Annotated in this window: 20 protein-coding genes; 16 read left to right on the top strand and 4 right to left on the bottom strand. The window is 33.8% G+C overall.

Features of this window, described 5'->3' with window-relative positions; translation table 11 throughout:
- Positions 1-5: 5 nt before the first annotated feature.
- From glgB to AC1VAQ_RS03055, 3 genes are all read left to right on the top strand, one after another.
- Positions 6-2,528, top strand: coding sequence for a 1,4-alpha-glucan branching protein GlgB (glgB, locus tag AC1VAQ_RS03065; RefSeq protein WP_302595155.1), 2,523 nt, complete (start codon positions 6-8; stop codon positions 2,526-2,528).
- A gap of 106 nt (positions 2,529-2,634) precedes the next feature.
- Positions 2,635-3,240, top strand: a complete 606-nt coding sequence (locus AC1VAQ_RS03060) for a hypothetical protein (protein WP_302595156.1) — start codon at positions 2,635-2,637, stop codon at positions 3,238-3,240.
- A 65-nt stretch (positions 3,241-3,305) separates the two neighbouring features.
- Positions 3,306-3,845: a hypothetical protein gene (locus tag AC1VAQ_RS03055; RefSeq protein ID WP_302595158.1), complete on the top strand. Its 540-nt coding sequence runs from the start codon at positions 3,306-3,308 to the stop codon at positions 3,843-3,845.
- A 73-nt stretch (positions 3,846-3,918) separates the two neighbouring features.
- Here AC1VAQ_RS03055 and argH read toward each other — a convergent pair whose 3' ends face one another.
- Entirely contained in the window at positions 3,919-5,298 is a 1,380-nt protein-coding gene (gene argH, locus AC1VAQ_RS03050) for an argininosuccinate lyase (RefSeq protein WP_302595160.1), read from the bottom strand.
- 20 nt (positions 5,299-5,318) lie between these two features.
- Positions 5,319-6,536 (bottom strand): argininosuccinate synthase, encoded by a 1,218-nt coding sequence (locus tag AC1VAQ_RS03045; RefSeq protein ID WP_302595162.1) that lies wholly within the window; start codon positions 6,534-6,536, stop codon positions 5,319-5,321.
- A 323-nt stretch (positions 6,537-6,859) separates the two neighbouring features.
- On the opposite strand from AC1VAQ_RS03045, the gene AC1VAQ_RS03040 reads away from it, so the two are divergent.
- The 6 genes from AC1VAQ_RS03040 to purB all read left to right on the top strand — a co-directional run bounded on the left by AC1VAQ_RS03040 (position 6,860) and on the right by purB (position 14,282).
- Positions 6,860-7,519, top strand: a complete 660-nt coding sequence (locus AC1VAQ_RS03040) for a YesL family protein (protein ID WP_302595368.1) — start codon at positions 6,860-6,862, stop codon at positions 7,517-7,519.
- A 374-nt stretch (positions 7,520-7,893) separates the two neighbouring features.
- Positions 7,894-8,256, top strand: coding sequence for a YHS domain-containing protein (locus AC1VAQ_RS03035; protein ID WP_302595163.1), 363 nt, complete (start codon positions 7,894-7,896; stop codon positions 8,254-8,256).
- Positions 8,257-8,406: 150 nt separating this feature from the next.
- Entirely contained in the window at positions 8,407-9,636 is a 1,230-nt protein-coding gene (locus tag AC1VAQ_RS03030; RefSeq protein ID WP_302595166.1) for a competence/damage-inducible protein A, read from the top strand.
- A 260-nt stretch (positions 9,637-9,896) separates the two neighbouring features.
- Positions 9,897-10,955: a recombinase RecA gene (gene recA / locus AC1VAQ_RS03025; protein WP_302595167.1), complete on the top strand. Its 1,059-nt coding sequence runs from the start codon at positions 9,897-9,899 to the stop codon at positions 10,953-10,955.
- Between the two features lie 155 nt (positions 10,956-11,110).
- Positions 11,111-12,667 (top strand): ribonuclease Y, encoded by a 1,557-nt coding sequence (gene rny, locus AC1VAQ_RS03020; RefSeq protein ID WP_302595168.1) that lies wholly within the window; start codon positions 11,111-11,113, stop codon positions 12,665-12,667.
- A 184-nt stretch (positions 12,668-12,851) separates the two neighbouring features.
- Positions 12,852-14,282, top strand: a complete 1,431-nt coding sequence (gene purB, locus AC1VAQ_RS03015) for an adenylosuccinate lyase (protein WP_479903446.1) — start codon at positions 12,852-12,854, stop codon at positions 14,280-14,282.
- A gap of 75 nt (positions 14,283-14,357) precedes the next feature.
- Here the strand turns inward: purB and AC1VAQ_RS03010 are convergent, their stop codons facing one another.
- Together AC1VAQ_RS03010 and AC1VAQ_RS03005 are read right to left on the bottom strand one after the other, a co-directional pair.
- Positions 14,358-15,314, bottom strand: a complete 957-nt coding sequence (locus tag AC1VAQ_RS03010) for an SPFH domain-containing protein (protein ID WP_302595171.1) — start codon at positions 15,312-15,314, stop codon at positions 14,358-14,360.
- A 12-nt stretch (positions 15,315-15,326) separates the two neighbouring features.
- Complete coding sequence (locus AC1VAQ_RS03005) at positions 15,327-15,761, bottom strand: NfeD family protein (RefSeq protein ID WP_302595174.1); 435 nt, start codon at positions 15,759-15,761, stop codon at positions 15,327-15,329.
- 157 nt (positions 15,762-15,918) lie between these two features.
- Here AC1VAQ_RS03005 and AC1VAQ_RS03000 point away from each other — a divergent pair, with 157 nt between their 5' ends.
- From AC1VAQ_RS03000 to AC1VAQ_RS02970, 7 genes are all read left to right on the top strand, one after another.
- Positions 15,919-16,464: a hypothetical protein gene (locus AC1VAQ_RS03000; protein ID WP_302595175.1), complete on the top strand. Its 546-nt coding sequence runs from the start codon at positions 15,919-15,921 to the stop codon at positions 16,462-16,464.
- A gap of 314 nt (positions 16,465-16,778) precedes the next feature.
- Entirely contained in the window at positions 16,779-17,150 is a 372-nt protein-coding gene (gene flgB, locus AC1VAQ_RS02995; protein WP_302595177.1) for a flagellar basal body rod protein FlgB, read from the top strand.
- 15 nt (positions 17,151-17,165) lie between these two features.
- Positions 17,166-17,606 carry a flagellar basal body rod protein FlgC gene (flgC, locus tag AC1VAQ_RS02990; RefSeq protein ID WP_479903445.1) on the top strand — a complete coding sequence of 147 codons (441 nt, stop codon included), beginning with the start codon at positions 17,166-17,168 and terminating at the stop codon, positions 17,604-17,606.
- 17 nt (positions 17,607-17,623) lie between these two features.
- Positions 17,624-17,932 carry a flagellar hook-basal body complex protein FliE gene (fliE, locus tag AC1VAQ_RS02985; protein ID WP_302595182.1) on the top strand — a complete coding sequence of 103 codons (309 nt, stop codon included), beginning with the start codon at positions 17,624-17,626 and terminating at the stop codon, positions 17,930-17,932.
- Positions 17,933-17,963: 31 nt separating this feature from the next.
- Entirely contained in the window at positions 17,964-19,562 is a 1,599-nt protein-coding gene (gene fliF / locus AC1VAQ_RS02980; RefSeq protein ID WP_302595184.1) for a flagellar basal-body MS-ring/collar protein FliF, read from the top strand.
- A gap of 4 nt (positions 19,563-19,566) precedes the next feature.
- A complete protein-coding gene (gene fliG, locus AC1VAQ_RS02975) occupies positions 19,567-20,574 on the top strand; it encodes a flagellar motor switch protein FliG (RefSeq protein ID WP_302595187.1) in 1,008 nt (335 codons plus the stop codon).
- Entirely contained in the window at positions 20,567-21,385 is an 819-nt protein-coding gene (locus tag AC1VAQ_RS02970; RefSeq protein WP_302595188.1) for a flagellar assembly protein FliH, read from the top strand. The genes fliG and AC1VAQ_RS02970 overlap by 8 nt, the downstream gene beginning before the upstream one ends.
- Position 21,386: the final 1 nt, after the last annotated feature.

Raw genomic sequence — 21,386 nt, 5'->3', positions numbered from 1 at the left:
GATATATGGAAAATAGTTATGAGATGGTAAATAAAAAGATTGCACTATTAGAATTAGGGGAATTAAATAAACCACATGAAATACTAGGCTTACATACATCACGAGAGACAGCGGGAAAAATAATACGTGTATTTTGCCCAACTGTAAGTTATATGGTTGCGATGGATTTAAAAAATAATGATAGAACATTTGAAATGCATGCGGTAGGGGATAAAGGATTATTTGAAGGATATGTGGGGGAAGTAGAGGAAGGCTTTATATATCGCCTAAAATGTAGAGATTTTAATGGACATGAGTGGACATATATAGACCCCTATCAATTTAAGCCTACCATCACATCTGATGACCTCTATCTATTTGGGGAAGGAAGAGACTATGAAATCCATCATAAATTAGGTGCACATTTTATCAATGTAAAGGGCGTTGAAGGTGTACGTTTTGCTGTTTGGGCACCTCATGCAAAACGTGTGAGTGTTATAGGTGAGTTTAATAACTGGGATGGCCGTAGACATAGTATGTATTGTATTGAATCTCATGGTGTGTGGGAGTTATTTGTGCCAGGACTTAGAGAATTTGATGTCTATAAATATGAGATTCGTACAGCTAAGGGTGAGCTTCTTTATAAAGCAGATCCATATGCAAATTACTGTGAGCTAAGACCGGGTAAGGCTTCTTGCTTATATAATGTAGATCATTTTGAGTGGGAAGATGATGAATGGATGGATAAGCGTGCTCAAAATGTTTATTATAAAAAACCGATTTCAATTTATGAAGTACATATAGGTTCATGGAAAAAACATTTTGATGATAGTTTTTATAATTATCGTGAAACAGCTGAGAGCTTAGTAGAATATGTAAAAGAGATGGGATATACTCATGTAGAACTTATGGGTATTATTGAGCACCCATTTGATGGCTCTTGGGGTTACCAAGTAACAGGTTATTTTGCACCGACTAGTCGTTACGGGACACCAGAAGACTTTAAATATTTGGTAGAACTTCTACATAAAAATAATATTGGTGTTATTTTAGACTGGGTACCAGCACATTTTCCAAAAGATGCTTTTGGTCTTGAAAAATTTGATGGGGAAGCATTATATGAAAGTAGCGATGAAAGAAAAGCGCATCACCCACATTGGGGTACATTAATCTTTGATTATAGTAAACCTCAAGTTGTATTATTTTTGATTGCTAGTGCGATATCATGGTTTGAAACCTATCATATAGATGGCCTCAGGGTAGATGCAGTAGCATCTATGTTGTATTTGGATTATGGTAGACAAGATAATTATGTACCAAATAAGTTTGGTGGTAAAGAAAATCTAGAAGCAATTGAATTTTTAAAGCATCTTAATAGTATGATTTATCGTAAGTTTGCCGGTGCTATGATGATTGCAGAAGAATCTACAGCATGGCCAAAAGTTTCTTATTCTACAGATGAAGGTGGACTTGGATTTGGGTTTAAATGGAATATGGGTTGGATGAATGATTTCTTAGCTTATATGAAGACAGAGCCTAAGTATCGTAAAGATCATCATGGTCAAGTTACATTTAGTTTAATGTATGCATTTAGTGAGAATTTTATACAGGTTCTTTCTCATGATGAAGTTGTTCATGGTAAGAGTCCAATGCTGTATAAGATGCCAGGGCCTATTGAAGAAAAGTTTGCTAACCTTAGAGCAGCTTATGGTTTTATGTTTATGCATCCTGGTAAGAAAATGCTCTTTATGGGTAATGAGTTTGCACAGGCAAAAGAATGGGATGAAAAGACAGAACTGGATTGGGGATTATTAAATTACCCAGAGCATGAAGGCATTAGGCAGTATGTAAAGAAACTTAATCATATTTATACAAGTCATAATGCGCTATGGGAAACAGGGTGCGGCTATGAGAACTTTGAGTGGATTGATTGTGAAAACAATACACAGAGTATTTTATCTTTTGTACGTAATGGGGAAAAAGCAGAAGACCAATTAGTTGTTGTAGCTAACTTTATGACAAATAATTGGGAAAGCTATTGCATTGGGGTACCAGAGTATGCTGAGTATGAAGAAATATTAAATAGTGATAGTACTGAGTTTGGCGGCGAAGGTAGAGTTAATGAAGGAAAAATTGTAGCCAATATTGAAAAACCTTGGCATGGTAAAGAACAAAGTATAGAAATTAATATTCCGCCACTTAGTATATGTGTATTTGAAATTAAGAAATTATTAGAAAAACCAGTCGAAAAGATAGAAGAAACAGAAGAGAAAAAAGTAGCCAGTAAGAAAAAGGTAGGGGCTAAAAAAGCAACAGCAAAAGTAGATGTCAAAGTTGAGAAAAAGGTAGAGGAAAAGGTAGAGGAAACAGAAGAGAAACCAACAAAAGTTAAAAAAGTAGCCACAAAGAAAACGTCAACTAAAACAACAAAAAAAGAATCTACTAAAAAAGAAACAACTAAGAAGGTAGCAGCTACTAAAGAAAAAGCAACTAAAACAAAGACGACAAGAAGTAAAGCAGCAAAAGTGGAAAAAGTAGTGGAAGTATAAAATAATGCCAGCTTTGGGAAACTAAAGCTGGCATTATTTTTATAAAAACTGCATATTCAACCTATATAATAGAATTATTCACTAAACTAATTACTTGGAGGATAAAATGAAAAAAATATTTAAAGTAGGTGTTCTAGTTTTTTGTATGGCATTATTAGGTGGATGTGGTACAAAATCGCAATTTGTAGAAGAAGAGATTACAGATGCAAATGTACTTGAAAGTTTAAATGAAAGTGCAATTGAGAATGTAAATAAGTACTTTGGGATTACAGTAGATCAAAGTGTAGAGATGGAGATAAAAGCAGTGAAAAATGTGCCTGTAGAAAAATATGCGGATACATTACCAGAAACAATTGTATTTACAGCACAGCGTAAAGAAGACCCTAAAGAAGGGGATTTATATTCTTATGCAGTAATGCAAGATGATGAAACAAAAGAATTAAAAGGAATGTTTATTAGTGTATATAGTGAAAAAGAAGCAAAAGAGTACACAGAAGATGAACTTAAGCAAATCGTAGAAACATTTATAAAAGAAAAGAGCTTAGCAAAAGAAGGTGAAGCGATAACCTTTGAAAAAATGCAAGATTATAATGGCGCAAAATATATCAAATCTTTAATTTATACATGTGGTGATACGCCAGTGCTTCTTAATGTAAACTTACAAGATGGCCAAGTTATGTCCTTTGAATGTGCACTTCAGAAAGTAAAATAAGAAATGTTTATTTAGTGTTTGAAACCGTTTAAATTGGGTATACTTCAAACAAAAAGGAAAAAACCATGTATTTATTACGTCAAATGAGTTTGCCTGGAGCACCTATTGCTGTATTTAATATATACTATGAAGTAGGAAATAGGTGGCAGTATGAAACAACTTTTCGGTTAGAAGATTCGCTTAAATTTTATACTTGTATGAAGCAGTTTGATTTTGACTTTAAATATGCAATAATTCATTTAGAAACGTTATATCGAAATACTTTATATTATATTTATCCCCATATTCAAATAGGTATTCATGAAAAAGCTGTACGTAGCTACGTCAGTTCCCTTTTAGATATTACCCCGGAAGCTTTTGAAGAAATTGCTGTAAGTATGGAGTATGGTAAGTCTTGTTTAGACTTAGAACTTTTAGGTTTTGTTGATGAATTTTATAGTTTTCAGAAAAAGGAAGATGCATTATTTAGCTATGCGAAATGGCAATATGAAAGACCACTGAATGAACGTAAGTTAACGAAGTTTGTACGTATCATGGAATTTTATATGGATGAAATTTTAAATTATTTTGATTTAAGAAGTGTAGAACGACAACTAGAATTTTAGAACAAATAAAATAGCAAGCTATATGCCTTTTATGGTTATAGCTTGCTATTTTTAGTTTTATGAATCAATTAACTTATAAAAGTGTATTAAGATAAGTTTTTGCTTTTTCAAGATGTGCGCATACTGTTTCTGGACTAGGTCCACCTTTTACCTTTCGGCCACTGACACATGTTTTTAAAGAAATAGCATCATAGATATCTTCCTCAAAGATTGGGTGAATATGCTTATAGGTTTCTAAAGGTAATGCTTCTAAAGAAGTATGATGTGTCACACAGTGAAGCACAAGTTTACCAATGACTTCATGTGCATCTCTAAAGGCAAGCCCTTTTTTAACAAGGTAGTCAGCTGCATCAGTTGCATTTGTAAAGCCGCCAGAAGCTGCATTATACATTTGCTCTTTGCAAACTTTCATAGTTAAGAGCATTTGTGTAAAGATAGGTAAGCACATTTTTAAGGTATCAATACTATCAAAGAGACGTTCTTTATCTTCTTGCATATCTTTATTATAAGCAAGAGGTAAGCCTTTCATGGTTGTAAGTAACCCCATAAGATTACCATATACACGGCCCGTTTTACCACGTACAAGCTCTGCAATATCAGGGTTTTTCTTTTGTGGCATAATCGAGCTACCCGTACTATAAGCATCATCTAATTCGACGAAATGGAATTCATGACTGCTCCAAAGGATGACTTCTTCACTTAAGCGGCTAAGGTGCATCATAAGTGTAGAGAGTGTGTAAAGGAGATCAAGGACAAAGTCACGATCAGATACCCCATCAATACTATTTTCACAAATACCATTAAAACCTAAGGTTTCTGCGACAAAGTCACGGTCAAGTGGGTAAGTTGTCGTTGCAAGAGCGCCGCTACCAAGAGGTAAGTAATTTGTATTATCATAGGCAAATTCTAAGCGCTTATAATCTCTTTTAAACATTTCAAAGTATGCCATTAAATGATGTGCAAAGGTAATAGGCTGTGCACGTTGCAGATGTGTGTAACCTGGCATAATTGTTTCAGTGTGTTGACTTGCGATTTCAGTTACAGCTTTCATGAGCTCAAAGAGCATCTCTTTTAATGAAATGATTTCATCAAGTGTATAAAGTCTTACATCTAATGCAACTTGATCATTACGGCTACGGCCAGTATGCATTTTTTTAGCAACATCTCCAATACGGGAGATTAGTAAGGCTTCAATATTCATATGAATATCTTCCATCTTCTCATCAAAAGAAATGTGACCTTGTTCAATGTCTGAAAGTAGGTCATGAAGACCGTTTTCAATTGCCTTACTTTCTTCTAGACTTATAATATTTTGTTTACCAAGCATTTTCACATGGGCAATGCTTCCTAATATATCATGTTTATAAAGCCTTTGGTCAAAAGAAATAGATGAGTTAAAGTGGTCTGTTAAAGCATCTGTTTCTTTTGCAAAGCGGCCTCCCCATAGTTTCATAAAAGCCTCCTTAGATGTTATTATTTATTTTCCTTTTGCGCTTGTTCTTGTTTTAATGCACGAACACGAAGTGGTAAACCGTAAAGTTTGATGAATCCACCAGCATCTTTATGATCATAGAGATCACCTGTTGTGAAGCTTGCTAAATCTTCGCTATAAAGTGAATAAGGAGAAGTAGCACCTTGTGGAATAATATTACCTTTATAAAGTTTTAATTTTACTTCACCAGTTACAACTTTTTGTGTACTTGTAACAAACGCTTGAAGTGCTTCGCGAAGAGGTGTAAACCATTTACCATTATAAATAAGATCGGCAAACTCAAGTGCCACTTCTTGTTTGTAACGATATGTTTCACGGTCAAGTGTAAGGTGTTCAAGTTCTTCGTGTGCTTTGTAAAGAATTGTTCCACCCGGTGTCTCATAGACACCACGAGATTTCATACCAACAACACGGTTCTCAACGATATCTTCGATACCAATGCCGTTTTGACCACCAAGTTCGTTAAGTTTCTCAAGAAGTGAAGAAGGATCCATTTCTACGCCATCTAAGTGTGTAGGTACACCCTCTTTAAATGTAAGAGAAATGACAGTTGCTACATCTGGAGCTTTTTCTGGAGAAACACCAAGTTTAAGAAGGTGATCATAGTTTGGCGCATTGCTTGGATCTTCAAGTTCGAGTCCTTCGTGAGAAATATGCCACATATTACGGTCACGGCTATAGCTATCTTCTTTTTTCATTGGGACTGGAAGACCGCGTTCTTCAAGATAAGCGATTTCCTGTTCACGAGATGAAATATCCCAGATACGCCATGGTGCAATCACTTTAAGATGTGGTGCTAGAGCAGCAATGCCAAGTTCAAAACGGATTTGATCGTTACCTTTACCTGTACAGCCATGGCAAATAGCACTAGCTCCTTCTTTAAGAGCAATTCTAACTAGTGTTTTAGCAATGACAGCACGTGCAATAGAAGTACCTAAGTAATATTTAGATTCATAAACAGCACCAGATTGAATCATTGGGAAAACATATTCTTTCATGAATTCATCTTTTACGTTTTCAACATAAACTTTACTAACACCCATTGAAAGTGCACGTTCTTCAAGACCTACAAGTTCTGCATCTTGCCCTACATTTATACATACAGCAATGACATCGTAATCATAATTTTCTTTAAGCCATGGAATGATAACAGAAGTATCAAGACCGCCTGAATATGCTAATACAACTTTTTCTTTCATTTAAAAATCCCCCTTGTGAATGGTTTAATATTTACTTGTATTTATGTATAATTATACACAAGTATAAGTAAAATTCAATAGTTATGTAAAAATAATTTGCAAAATATAATGTTTAGTAACCTAATGTATAATATTATAATAAAATTATATATTAGATTAATTAAAAAGTGGATTAAAACTTAAGTAATATATTTATAATAATCACATATATACGTGTTAATATAGAATAAGAAAATATTTTATAGTATACTAAACGTAAGCCACTTTTAGGTATCAAAGAGGTTAATTTAGTTGGGAAATAAAACTGAGGAGGAAGAGTGAAAATGGGTAGTTTATTTGATTTAGATGCGCCTATTTGGGTATGGATGAGTGAGGTAGCAGATGTAATCATCTTAACACTGCTATGGTGGATATGTTGTATTCCTATTGTAACAATAGGTGATGCGACAACAGCATTTTTTTATGTAATGGGTAAAAAAGTAAGAAAAGAAAATACATATGTAGCAAAAGATTTCTTTAAAAGTTTTAAACAAAACTTTAAACAATCACTTCTTATTACAATCATCATGTTAGTTGCTTGTATAAGTGCATCTTTATATGGCTTTATGACTTTTGAAGGGCTTTTATTACAGGCAGCAAGCTTAAAATGGATTATTCCAGTAACTGTAATCTTTATCTTTGAGGTAGTCAATATCTTTACATATTTATGGGCACTTTTATCAAGATTTGATATGAAAACTACAGTACTTGTAAAAACAGCTTTAGTGCTAACGCATAAGCATTTACTAACAACCATTGCCAATACATTAGTATTTGTGATTACAGGTTACTTGATTTTTAGATTACCATTCTTAATTGTATTTGCACCAGGGATTATTATTACATTAAGTTCATTTTTAATGCAAAATCTGTTTTCTCGTTATATCACATCAGATATGCCTAAAACACCAGAAGAGGCAGCAAAACTAGAAGGACAGCAATAGTATATGAGAGTAAAAAGAGACAAGCTATTGTCTCTTTCAGGCTGTAGACAATTAACTTTTCCATAGTATTTTACTAGTCTAGAAATAGAAAACAGAGGTAAAAATGGACCTAAACTGCTCTTTTTACCCCTATTTTAATAGATTTTCTTGAATAATCCTCACTTAATTTGTGAGTTTATTTTGGGAAAATTCATTTGTCAACAATCTGAAAGAGACAAGCTATTGTCTCTTTTTATATTTTTGTATGGACTAAAAATGTCCAATGGTATAAATAAAGCTTTTAGAGATATAATATAAAATAAAGTGATTTATTTAAAAAACATTCATATGAATGCAGTATAATATAATTAGCATAAATGAATGAGGTGAATAAAATGACATTTATATTAGATTTTATAATGCAAGTAATATTAATAATAGGTGCAATTAGTTTCTTCAATTTAATTATTGCACTTTTTAAAGTCAGAAAAGTAATGAAGATGCAAAAAGATAATCCTAATATTCAAGGAATTAGTATTGTTAATGGTGAGGTTAAGATTATTGAAAAAGGTCAAATGCCAGAAGAGGTGACAGCAGAGCCAATTAAAGATTTAGTAGTTGATCCAGTTTGTCATAAAGAAATTAAAAAGAGTGATGCTTACCGTGTGATTAAAGATGGGGAAGAATATTTCTTCTGTTCTTGGGATTGTCGAGAAGCTTTTCTAAAAGGTGAGCACGAGCAAAAAGGAGAGGTTTAAAGAAGTGTTACAAAACTAGTAAACTGGTTTTGTAACACTTCTTTAACTTGGTGTAAAACAATTTTATTGATGCATTTTATGCATAAGAGAAAATATAAGTATAAACCATGATATAATAAATTATATGTTATTAGAGAGGTGATACATGTCATGAAAGCGGAGATTATTGCAGTAGGAAACGAAGTTGTAACAGGTCATACTATTAATACAAATGCAGGATATATTGCAAAAGAACTTCAAACAATTGGTATTATGCCAAAATATCATACAGCTGTATGGGATGAAGTGGAAGATGTAAAAGAAGCGTTGGGAAATGCTTTAAAACGAGCAGACGTCATTATTTTAACAGGTGGGCTTGGGCCGACTAAAGATGATTTAACAAAAGAAACTGTATGTGAGTATTTAGGACAGAGACTCGTGATGCAACAAGAAGCATTAGAGACTATTGAAGCTTATTTTAAAAGCATAAAGCGTCAAATGAGCGAAAATAATAAAAAGCAAGCATTATTTCCAGAAGAGGCATATGTGCTTCCTAATCATCATGGAACGGCACCTGGCTGTATTTTAAAGCATGAAACAAGCTATGTTGTACTTTTGCCAGGACCTCCTAAAGAAATGCAGCCAATGTTTAAAGATTATGTCATGCCCTATTTTAAAAAGATGATGACAACTTATTATGAAACAATCGATGTAAGACTCTTTGGTATAGGGGAGAGTAGTATGGCAGAGAAAATATCAGACTTATTGGGGGAATTTGAATGGGGAACGGTAGCACCATATATTAGTGGTTATGAAGTTGTTGTGCGCATTGTAACTAAAGGTAGTACAAAAGAAAAAGCGGTAGAATTGGCAGAAAAATGTAAAAATGATATTGTAACACGTTTAGGAGAGTATGTTATCGGTTATAATGAAGATAAACTAGAAGACCAAATCTTAAAATGTTTAAAACAACATAATTTTACAGTAGCAACAGTAGAATCTTGTACAGGTGGACTTTTAGCAGGTACTTTGGTAAATTGCAGTGGTGTTTCAGCTTATTTCCAGGAAGGGATGGTAACCTATAGTAATGAAGCAAAGACGAAATTAGTAGGTGTAAAAACAGAAACTTTAAACCGTGTAGGTGCAGTAAGTGAAGAAACTGCAAGAGAAATGGCAGAAGGGGTAAGACGTGTGACAGGAGCAGATATTGGGCTTTCTACAACAGGTATTGCAGGACCAACAGGTGGTACAGATAAGAAGCCAGTAGGTCTTGTATATATAGGGATTGCACTGCCAGAAGAAACTTACGTTTATGAGCTGCGTCTAAAGGGAACAAGACAGCAAGTTAGAGAAAAAACAGTACAAACGGTATTGTATGAGCTCTATAAACTTTTAAAATAAAAGCACTTGCTATTAAGAGAAAAATTAGGTATAATAGCTTCAGAACAAGTGTTCGATATAAACTTTTAATAAGGTTTTATCGAAGATTATTTTAAAAGTATCAATTAAGCAAGATGCGTATTTTAACTCTATAGTTTATTTCTCTATAGTTTAATGAAGGATAAAATAGATAAATTACTATATTATTAAGTATAGGCAAGAAGCTTATAAAGCGTTTACAAGAACATTTTATATAAAGTACGATAAGGAGAGATAAATAAATGAACGAAGAATCAAAAAAAGCATTAGATGCAGCCATTTCACAGATACAGAAACAATTTGGTAAAGGGTCTATCATGAAGCTTGGGGAAGCTACAGATACTAATGTACAAACATTTCCTACAGGTTCATTAAGTTTAGATATTGCCCTTGGTGTAGGTGGGCTTCCTAGAGGTAGAGTAGTAGAAATTTACGGACCAGAATCTTCAGGTAAAACAACAGTTACACTTCATATGATTGCAGAAGTGCAAAAACAAGGAGGCATTGCAGCATTCATTGATGCTGAACATGCATTAGATCCAGCATATGCACAAAAATTAGGGGTAAATATTGACGAATTATATATTTCACAACCAGACAATGGGGAACAAGCTTTAGAAATTGCAGAAACAATGGCACGTTCAGGTGCAATTGATCTTATTATCGTCGATTCTGTAGCAGCACTTGTACCACGTGCAGAGATTGAAGGGGATATGGGAGATTCACATATGGGTCTTCAAGCAAGACTTATGTCACAAGCACTTAGAAAGTTAACAGGTGTTATTAATAAATCTAAATGTACAATCGTATTCATCAACCAGCTTCGTGAAAAAGTTGGGATTATGTTTGGAAGTAATGAAACAACTACAGGTGGACGTGCACTTAAATTCTATGCATCTGTTCGTATGGATGTGCGTAAGATTGAAACACTTAAACAAAGCAATGAATTTATTGGAAGCCGTACACGTGTAAAAATTGTTAAAAATAAAGTGGCACCACCATTTAAACAAGCAGAATTTGATATTATGTATGGTGAAGGGATCTCTAAAGAAGGGGATGTACTTGACCTAGCAGCGGAGATTGATATTGTTAATAAAAGTGGTGCATGGTATTCTTATGGAGATATCCGTTTAGGACAAGGTCGTGAAAATGCTAAAATCTATATTAAAGAGCACCCAGAATTACTTATAGAAATAGAAAACAAAGTAAGAGATCACTATGGTGTAGTAGAGATTAGTGAACAAGGTCAATTCGATGAGGATGAGGAAGAATATACAGATATTGATGATATGAAGGAATAAAATAAAAGATAGGGAATTCCCTATCTTTTATTTTATGTAAAAAAACACAATAAAAGTAAACGGAGATTATGAAGTATACATGGCACAATGCTTGACAGCATTTTTAAAAAGTTATACAATTATGTTGTAATTTGCACATTGATAATTAATGGGAGGTGGTAAAAATCGTTGGTCAAATTTTAACCGTAGTTATAGTAGCAGTAGTAGTAGCAATAATAGCCTTTTCAGGTGGCATTTTTTATAGAAAACGTATAGCGGAGGCACAGATTGGGAGTGCGGAAGAAAGGTCACGTAAAATTATTGAGGACGCTATAAAAAATGGGGAAACAAAAAAGAGAGAATTACTTTTAGAAGCAAAAGAAGAAGAAATTCGTGTAAAAAGTGATTTAGATCAAGAGGTTAAAGAAAGAAGAAGCGAACTTCAACTATCTGAAAGAAGACTTTTACACAAAGAAGAAACATTAGATAAAAAAGCAGTTGCCCTAGAGCAAAAAGAAGAGCAAATGCAAAGAAAACTTGATAAAATTGATAAAACAAAAGATGAAATCGAAGCCCTTGAGCAAAAGCAAATCGAAGAACTTGAAAGAATAGCAGAGCTTACCTTAGCGGAAGCAAAGCAATATTTACTTCAAAAGGTAGAAGAAGAAGTAAAACATGATTCAGCTGTTTTAATCAAAGAGATTGAAGCCAAAACAAAATTAGAAGCTGATAAAAAAGCGAGAGAAATTTTAACAAATGCTATTCAAAAATGTGCAGTAGATCATGTTGTAGATACAACAGTATCTGTTGTACCACTACCTAATGATGAGATGAAAGGTCGTATCATTGGGCGTGAGGGTAGAAATATTCGTACATTAGAGACGCTTACAGGGATTGATCTTATTATTGATGATACACCTGAAGCAGTTATTTTATCTGGATTTGACCCAATTCGCCGTGAAATTGCACGTGTGGCATTGGAAAAACTTATTGTTGACGGCCGAATTCATCCAGCTCGCATAGAAGAGATGGTAGAAAAGGCGAAAAAAGAAGTTGAAATTCTTATTCGTGAAGAAGGTGAATCAGCAACATTTGAAACAGGTGTGCATGGTCTTCATCCAGAGATTATCCGTTTATTAGGTAAGATGAGATTTAGAACAAGCTATGGACAAAATGTTTTAAGACATTCTATTGAAGTTTCTAATTTAGCAGGGCTTATTGCAGGTGAATTAGGGCTTGATGTACGTCTTGCAAAACGTGCAGGATTACTTCATGATATTGGTAAATCTGTAGATTATGAAGTAGAAGGTTCTCATGTAAGCATAGGGGTTAATTTATGTCGTAAATATGGTGAAAATCCAATTGTTATTAATGCAGTTGAGGCGCATCATGGAGATGTAGACCCTGAAACAGCTATCGCAGTTATTGTACAAGCAGCAGATACTATTTCAGCAGCAAGACCAGGTGCACGTCGTGAAACACTAGAAACTTATATTAAACGTTTACAAAAACTTGAAGAGATTGCCACATCATTTAAAGGTGTAGATAAGTCTTATGCAATTCAAGCAGGTCGTGAAGTGAGAATAATGGTTGTTCCTGAAGAAGTAGATGATAATGGTTTATTACTTCTTGCAAGAGATGTAACAAAACAAATTGAAAATGAAATGGAATATCCAGGACAAATAAAAGTAAGCATTATTAGAGAAACAAGAGCAACAGAATATGCTAAATAAAAGGAGGTGCGGTAAGCGCCTCCTTTTATTTTCAGAATACTTACATTGGTTAATTTGTTTTATAAAATGTCATATTTCGAACAAATTTTATTATATATATAAAAATGTTCGATAATCCATTGCCAGTAGACAGTTTTTTTCGTATAATAGAGTTATCATTACCAATTATGAAAGGAAAATAAACATGAGAGATGCTTATAAAAGCCCGTTACAAGGGAGATATGCAAGTAAAGAGATGCTTTATTTATTTTCAGAGGAAAAGAAATTTAAAACTTGGAGAAAGTTATGGGTTACTTTAGCTGAAACTGAAATGGAATTAGGATTAAATATTACACCTGAACAAGTTGAAGAACTTAAAAAATACAGTGAAGATATTAACTATGAAGTGGCAGAAGCATGGGAGAATAAGGTGAGACATGATGTTATGGCACATGTACATGCATATGGGGAACAAGCTACAAAAGCTATGCCAATTATCCATTTAGGTGCGACAAGTTGTTATGTAGGTGATAATACAGATCTTATCATTATGTATGAAGCATTGGAACTTATTCGTAAGAAACTTATTAACGTAATGGATAAATTAGCGAAATTTGCTGATGAATATAAAGATTTACCTACTTTAGGCTTTACACATTTTCAAGCAGCACAGCTTACAACAGTAGGTAAACGTGCAACATTATGGCTTCAGGATTTATGGCTTGATTTAATGGAAGTAGATAAAATATTAGAACACAAACGTTTAAGAGGTGCCAAAGGAACAACAGGGACACAAGCTACCTTCTTAACACTTTTTGAAGGTGATTATGAGAAGGTTAAAAAATTAGATCAAACAATTGCTAAGAAGTTAGGATATGATGAGGTATATCCAGTAACAGGACAAACTTATACAAGAAAGTTTGATTCGTTAGTTCTAAATGTGCTTAGCCAAGTGGCACAATCAGCTTATAAATTTAGTAATGATATCCGTCTTTTACAACATTTAAAAGAAATTGAAGAGCCATTTGAAAAGAATCAAATTGGTTCATCAGCTATGGCTTACAAACGTAATCCAATGCGTACAGAACGTATTTCATCTCTAGCACGTTACGTTATTTGTGATACACTTAATCCAGCAATCACAGCTTCTACACAATGGTTTGAGAGAACATTAGACGATAGTGCAAATAAACGTATTGCTGTTTCGGAGGCATTTTTAGCAGTAGATGCTATTTTAGAAATTTACTTAAACGTTGTATCAGGACTTGTAGTTTATCCAAAAGTTATTCATACACGTATTATGTCGGAGCTACCTTTTATGGCAACAGAGGTTATTTTGATGGAAGGTGTAAAACGCGGTGGCGATCGTCAAGAATTACATGAACGTGTTAGAGTGCTTTCTATGGAAGCCGGTGCACAAGTTAAGGAACAAGGTAAACCAAATGATCTCATTGAACGTATTTTAAAAGATGAGGCGTTTAAAATGACAGAAGAAGAGCTTCATGAAATTTTAAAACCAGAAAACTTTATTGGTTGTGCCCCAATGCAAGTGACTGACTTCTTAAATGAGGTTATTAATCCTATTTTGGAAGCTAATAAAGAATTATTAGGTCTAGATGGTAATGTAAGGGTATAGTTTAAATAGATATTAAAATAAATACTAAAAAGGCAGTGTTGATACGACAAATCATCAACACTGCCTTTTTAGTATTTATTTATCAGTACTCTTTTCTATAGTTTTATCAGAAGACATTACTTCTTTGATGCCTTTAAAGGTACCTAGGAAGTTAACAGCATCTGAAGGGAGTACAAGTTTGCTAGAATCACTTTCTGCAATTTTTTCAAGTGCTTCCATAGAACGAATAGCGAGGACGTTGTCGTCTACTCCTGATTCTTTAATAGCGGCAAATACGGCACGAATACCATCGGCTTTGGCTTGTTGAAGTTTGAGGATGGCAGCAGCTTCCCCTTCTGCTTTTAATACCTCAGCTTGTCGTTGTCCTTCTGCATTACGAATCATAGATTCTTTTTGGGCTTCAGCATGAAGGATAGTAGATTGTTTCTCTCCTTCTGCCATTAAAATAGCCGCTTTCTTTTGACCTTCAGCAGTAAGAACGGATTCACGTCTTTGACGTTCTGCACGCATTTGTTTTTCCATGGCTTCTTGAATATCTTTTGGTGGAAGAATATTTTTTAGCTCTACACGATTAACTTTAATACCCCATTTATCAGTAGCTTCATCTAAGATGATGCGAAGCTTAGAGTTAATGAGATCTCTAGAGGTAAGTGTTTCGTCTAAATCTAATTCACCAATAATATTACGAAGTGTGGTAGCTGTAAGATTTTCAATAGCACTAATGGGATTGGCGATTTCAAAAGTGTAGTACACAGGGTCTGTGATTTTGTAATAAACAACTGTATCAATCTGCATTGTAACGTTATCTTTTGTAATAACAGGTTGAGGAGGGAAGTCGATAACAACTTCACGTAAGTCTACACGTCTATAAATTGTTTCTACAAATGGAATGATGAAGTTAACACCTGTTTCAGCACGGCGGCTAAACTTACCAAGTCGCATGACAATACCTACAGTAGATTGTTTAATAATACGAATTGAACTAAAGGCAATAATGAGTATTAAAATTAAAACAAGTATTAAAAATGGCATGAAAATTCCTCCTTAAATTTGAACATTTGTTACGATTAAACGTACACCTTTTATGTCGCATACTTCGACCAAAGCACCTTTTTCAATGGGGGCATTATTTAGAGAAGTTGCACTCCAGGTTTCACCATCCAGTTTTACTAAACCAGGCTCTAAGTTATTTTTACCAATTGTCTCTATGACAATGCCTTTTTTTCCAATAAGTCCATTGATGTTAGTTTGAATGGAATCTTTGTTTGAAAATCTTTGGGTTATACGTTTGGTTAAAGTGATAAGTAAGATAAAGGAAACAAGTAAAAAAACGATAGTTTGAATGACGAGATTAGATGTTAAAAATGAAGTGAGTAGTGCTGCTATACTTCCTATAGCAAACCATATAATGAAAAAACCATTATAAAGGATTTCTGCAGTGCAAAATATAATGGCTGCAGTGAACCAGATGTACCACATAATTAGGTAGCCTCCTTTCTATAACATAACAAAATAAGCTATGTAAGTCATGAAATGATTATAACATATTTAGTATATAATTAAAAGTTTGTAAACAAGTCTAAAAAGAGTGAGACAAGCATATGTTGTAAGAGGATGAATGAAATGGGGGAGCGCTATGAAGAAAAAATGGGTAAGTTATTTGGTGTTTTTTTGTGCAATTTTAAGTGGTGTGTGCTATTGTATTTACCTGCAAAATAGAGATGTAAATTTTTTTAAAGTAGTTTACAGTCAAATATTAACAATGTATGAACAAGAAATTAGTAAGGAAATTATTTTTAAATTATTTTTAGATTATGTTAAGAAAATATGTATAGTTTTTGCACTGGGTAGCTTTAGCGTGCTTGTGCCATTGGCTTTTTGTGTGATGTTTATAATCGTATTTAGTTATAGTTTTACAACTAGCTGCTTTATAACACTCTATGGTTTGAAAGGGGCACTGGTAGCGTTTTTATTATATGGTATTCAGAGCATCGTGGTAATTTTATCGGGTTTTTATATATTGAATTATAAGTGGCATGATAAGCAGAATGGTGTAAAAGAAAGTGGGAAAAATAATCTTATTTACATAGTGGGAATGATGCTTATGGGGATGGGGATAATGGTAGGATTTGACTTGCTAGGTATTTTGAATTTTGACTTAATCAAGCAGTTGTTATTGTAAAATGCATTTTTTTTACAATAAAGCAGGTTTTCTGTGACTAATTTGTGTTATTTTTGTAAATATTTGTTGCACAAAATGTAAAAAGAAGCTGTCATTATTAGAGACTTATATATCTGAAAATAACTTTTAATGAAATATATGGTAAAAGGTGAGTGGGAAGAGAAAATATAGGAGTATCATAGAGATTTGTTTGTTAATAATTATTGCTTTATTAAAAAGAAAAATATATAATTACAAATATAGCAATTGAGGAAACTTTTTGAATAATGCCAAATTAAGAAAAGGAAAAAATTAGAGAGAAGAGGGGGGAGGATATGGACTTATTTGCTAATATAGACTTAATGAATAGGGCTTTAGATGCGACACTTTTGAAGAAAAGTGTGATTAGTGAGAATATTAGTAATGTGGACACACCGAACTATAAAAGAAAAGATGTGAGTTTTGAAACGATTTTGCAAAAGGAAGTAAATGCCAATAAAAATATCTCGAATCTAGATCTAAATAAAATTGAACCTAAGGTATATGTAGATGAAAAAAGTTCTAGTTATCGAATGGATGGGAATAATGTAGATATAGACGTAGAGATGGCAGAGGAAGCAAAAGTTTATGCTAGATATAATGCACTTATTACGAGGGTAAATGCCCAGCTTAATCGTTTTACGACTGTACTTCAAAATATAAAATAATAAGGGGGAAGCTAAATGGGATTTTTTGGCCCAATGGATACCGCAGCTACGGGTTTGACAGCACAAAGGCTTAGATTAGATGTTATCTCACAAAATATTGCTAATGCGAATACAACAAGAACCGCTGAGGGAGGGCCTTATAAAAGAAAAAGTGTCATTTTTGAGCAGATTGACAATACTACAGGGAGCTTTGCGAGTGTATTAAATAAGAAGGTTCAATCAGGCAATAATGGCGTAAGAGTTGCGCGTATTATTGAAGATGAAAGTGAAGGTGCAATGAGTTATGACCCAACTCATCCAGATGCAGATGAAAATGGTTATGTACATTATCCTAATGTAAATACGGTAGATGAGATGGTTAACATGATTTCTGCTAGTAGGTCATATGAAGCTAATGTAACTTCTTTTAATACAATGAAAGCTATGTTCAATAAAGCCCTAGAAATAGGTAAATAGTAGTAGGAGGAAGAACGATGATATCACAGGTACAACAGCTATCAAGTTTATTCACACAGCAAAGTGCAGCAGCAAAAAAAGTTAATTTATCAGGTGATGCGAGTTTCACACAAAGTCTGGAAGCTGCTAAGAATTTAATAGATGCAAACTTGCAAGCAGAACAAGAAACAAATGAATTAACAATGGATTTTTTAACTGGAGCTAATGATAATATACATAGCTTACTTATTTCACAATCTAAGGCAAGTATTTTATTACAGTACACAATGCAAGTAAGAAATGGCGTATTAGATGCATATAAAGAAATTATGCAACTCTCAGTTTAATACCTGCTTTTAAAAGAAAGAGGTGAATGTATTGCAAGAGACGATAGGACAAATATCAAATCAGGTAACTGAGAAGTGGAATAATTTAAGTAAAAAACAAAAGATTCAAATAGGAGTAGGGGTAGGGCTATTAATTGTAGTCATAGCCATTGCAGTATACTTGACAAGACCACAGATGCGTACATTATATAATGGTCAAATGGATGCTAAGTTTATTGCAGAGACATCACAAGTCTTAGATGATAAAAAAATTACATATAAAGTAATAAATGATGGTACGAATATAGAAGTTAATTCAGACCAGTATAATGCGGCTGTATTAGCATTATCATTAGAGGGTGTTACAGATACTGGATATTCTTTTGAAGATATGATTAGTACAAGCATGTCTACAACAGAGAATGAGTGGAAAGAACGTGTAAATCATCTTACAAAAGAAGAACTTCAAACAACCTTAAAGCAAATTAAAGGTGTTCAGGATGTAACAGTTCAGCTAAATATTCCAGAAGAAAAGAATTCATTTATTCAATCTAAACAAGAAAGTTCAGCAAGTGTATTTTTAACACTTAGTGAGCCATTATCAAGTAAGCAAGCAGAGGGGATTGCTAACTTTATGGCTTATGCAGTAAAGAACTTAGATAAGAAAAATGTGATTATTTTAGACTCAAATGGTAATACCATTTATCAAGGCGGAGAAGAAGCAAGCCTTGCACTCAGTCAACAACAAGAAGTAAAACAGGCTGCAGAAGAAGCCGTTAAAACAAAAATTAATGATTTATTAGGGGAACTTTATAGTGATGTACGTATTAGTCCAAACCTTGTATTAGACTTTGATCACTATGCAGAAAGTAATAAAGAATATACAGCACAAGGCGATGATGGACAACGTGGTGTTATAACACAAGAAAATGTGGCAAGTAGTTCATCTACCACTACAGATGGTGAGGGTGGAGAACCGGGTACAGCTACAAATGGCGGAGATGTAACAAATTATGTACAAGAAGGTACAAGTGGGACAAGCAATAGTAAAGATAATCAAAAAGAGATTACATATGCACCTAATGTAAAAGAAACACAGTATCAAAGGAATATGGGTGATGTAGACTTAGAAAAGTCTTCTGTTGCCGTTAATGTCTTCAGAAATAAAATTTACAGAGAAGAAGAGATTAAAGCAACTTTAGTAGGGACAACTTGGGCAGAGTTTAAAGCGCAAAATGGACAGCAACAAGCCTTTACTGTAGAACAAAGTGTTATTGATGGTGTAAAAGCTGCTACAGGTATTGATAATGTAAGTGTAAATGGTTATGAAATACCAAGATTTATTGATGAAGAGCCATATGAAATTGACTACAAAGATTACTTACCATATGCATTTATATTACTGATTATTATAGGTGCTATTGCAGCTATTATCATGAGATTTAGAAAACATGATGAAGAAGTAGAAGTTGAGCCAGAACTTGAAGTAGAAGAAATGCTGAAGACAGCTAAAGAAGAAGTTGAGCTCGAAGAAATTGAACTTAAAGAAACATTAGAAACAAAACGACAAATTGATAAATTTGTAGATGAAAAACCAGAGGCAGTTGCAAACTTATTACGTAACTGGCTGACTGAAGAAGATTGGGAGTGATCGTTTGACTAAAGAGGAATATACAAGTAAACAAAAGGCAGCTATGCTCCTTATAGCTTTGGGTCCTGAAAAATCATCTAAGGTATTTAAACATTTAAAAGAAGAAGAAATTGAGCAATTAACACTTGAAATTGCCAATATCAAAGCAGTATCTCCTAAGGTGAAAGAGGAGGTACTGCAAGAATTCTATGAAATGTGTCTAGCACAAGATTATATTGCAGAAGGCGGTATTGGCTATGCAAGACAACTTCTAGAGCAAGCCCTAGGTTCAGATAAAGCGGTGGAAGTAATTAATAAGCTTACTGTTTCACTTCAGGTTAGACCTTTCGAGTTTGCTAGAAAGACAGATGCATCGCAACTTGTTAACTTCATACAAAATGAACATCCACAGACAATTGCACTTATCTTATCTTATCTGAAACCAGCACAGGCAGCACTTATTATTCGTTCGTTACCACCCGAGATGCAATCAGATACAGCACGTAGAATTGCATTGATGGATCGCGCGTCACCAGATGTGATTAATCAAATTGAACGTGAGTTTGAAAAACGACTTTCAACACTTGTTTCAGAAGATTATACAACAATCGGTGGCGTGGATTCAATCGTAGAGATTATCAACCAAGTAGACCGTACAACAGAGAAGAATATTATGGAAAACTTAGAAATCGAAGATCCAGAACTTGCAGAAGTTATCAGAAAACGTATGTTTGTATTCGAAGATATTATTACATTGGATCCAAAATCTATTCAACGTGTACTTCGTGAAGTGGACAATCATCAACTTGCAATTGCGCTTAAGGGTGCTGGTGAATCTGTTAAATCTGTTATCATGGAAAATGTTTCAAAACGTCTTGCTGCTATGATTGAAGAGGATCTTGAATATATGGGGCCAAAACGTGTTAAAGAGATTGAAGAAGCACAACAAAATATTGTTAATATTATCCGTAAGTTAGAAGATGCAGGTGAAATCGTTACATCACGTGGAGCAGGAGATGAGGTAATTGTCTAGTATTATAAAGAGTGAACGCATAAGAAATCAAAGTGTCATTAATTTATCTGAAAGGTTCAAAGCGCTTCATATTGAGTATGATAAAGTTGAAGAGGAAGATTTAACTTCTGAAAGTCACATACATAATAATCTAGAAGTGAGTGCCTTATATGACCAAGTATCTTCTAAGGACAATATGGAAGAAGTTTTAGCTACTTCACATCAAAAACGAGAAGAAATACTAAGTGAAGCAAATGAAGCTGCACAAAAGATTGTAGAAGAAGCTAAGTGTAGGGCAGAAGAGATATTATCTGCAGCGCTCACAAAAGCAGAAGAAATAAAAGAGGAAACAAGGGAAAAACAAACTCAGTTACTTTATGAAACACAGGCAAAGTCAGAGAAAATGCTAGAAGAAGTAAATGAGGAAGTTAAAGCACTTAAAAGACAGGCAGAAGAAGAAAAACATGCACTTATAATGAGCAGTGAAGGAGATTTAGTAAATATACTTCAAAAGCTTCTAGGTCATATTATTACTGAAGAAGTTTTTGAGAATACAGATTGGCTTCAATGTTTAGTGCGTAAGATGATACAAGGCTGTCATACAAAAGATGAAATTAAAGTTTGTGTGTCACAAGGTGTATTTGAACAATTAACAGAAGATCAGAAAAAAGAAATACAAGCGTTAGGCGAGCATATTACAATTGAAGTAAGAAATACACTGAATGAAACAACCTGTGTTGTGGAGACGAAATTAGGTAATATTTCTTATGATGTAGTGAAGGGTCTAGAACGTGTGATTTCAGAAATAAAAACTTTAGAGAAATTATCATAGG

This window comes from Cellulosilyticum sp., from assembly GCF_982396655.1.
This window is presented reverse-complemented; position numbering and strand designations above follow the sequence as displayed.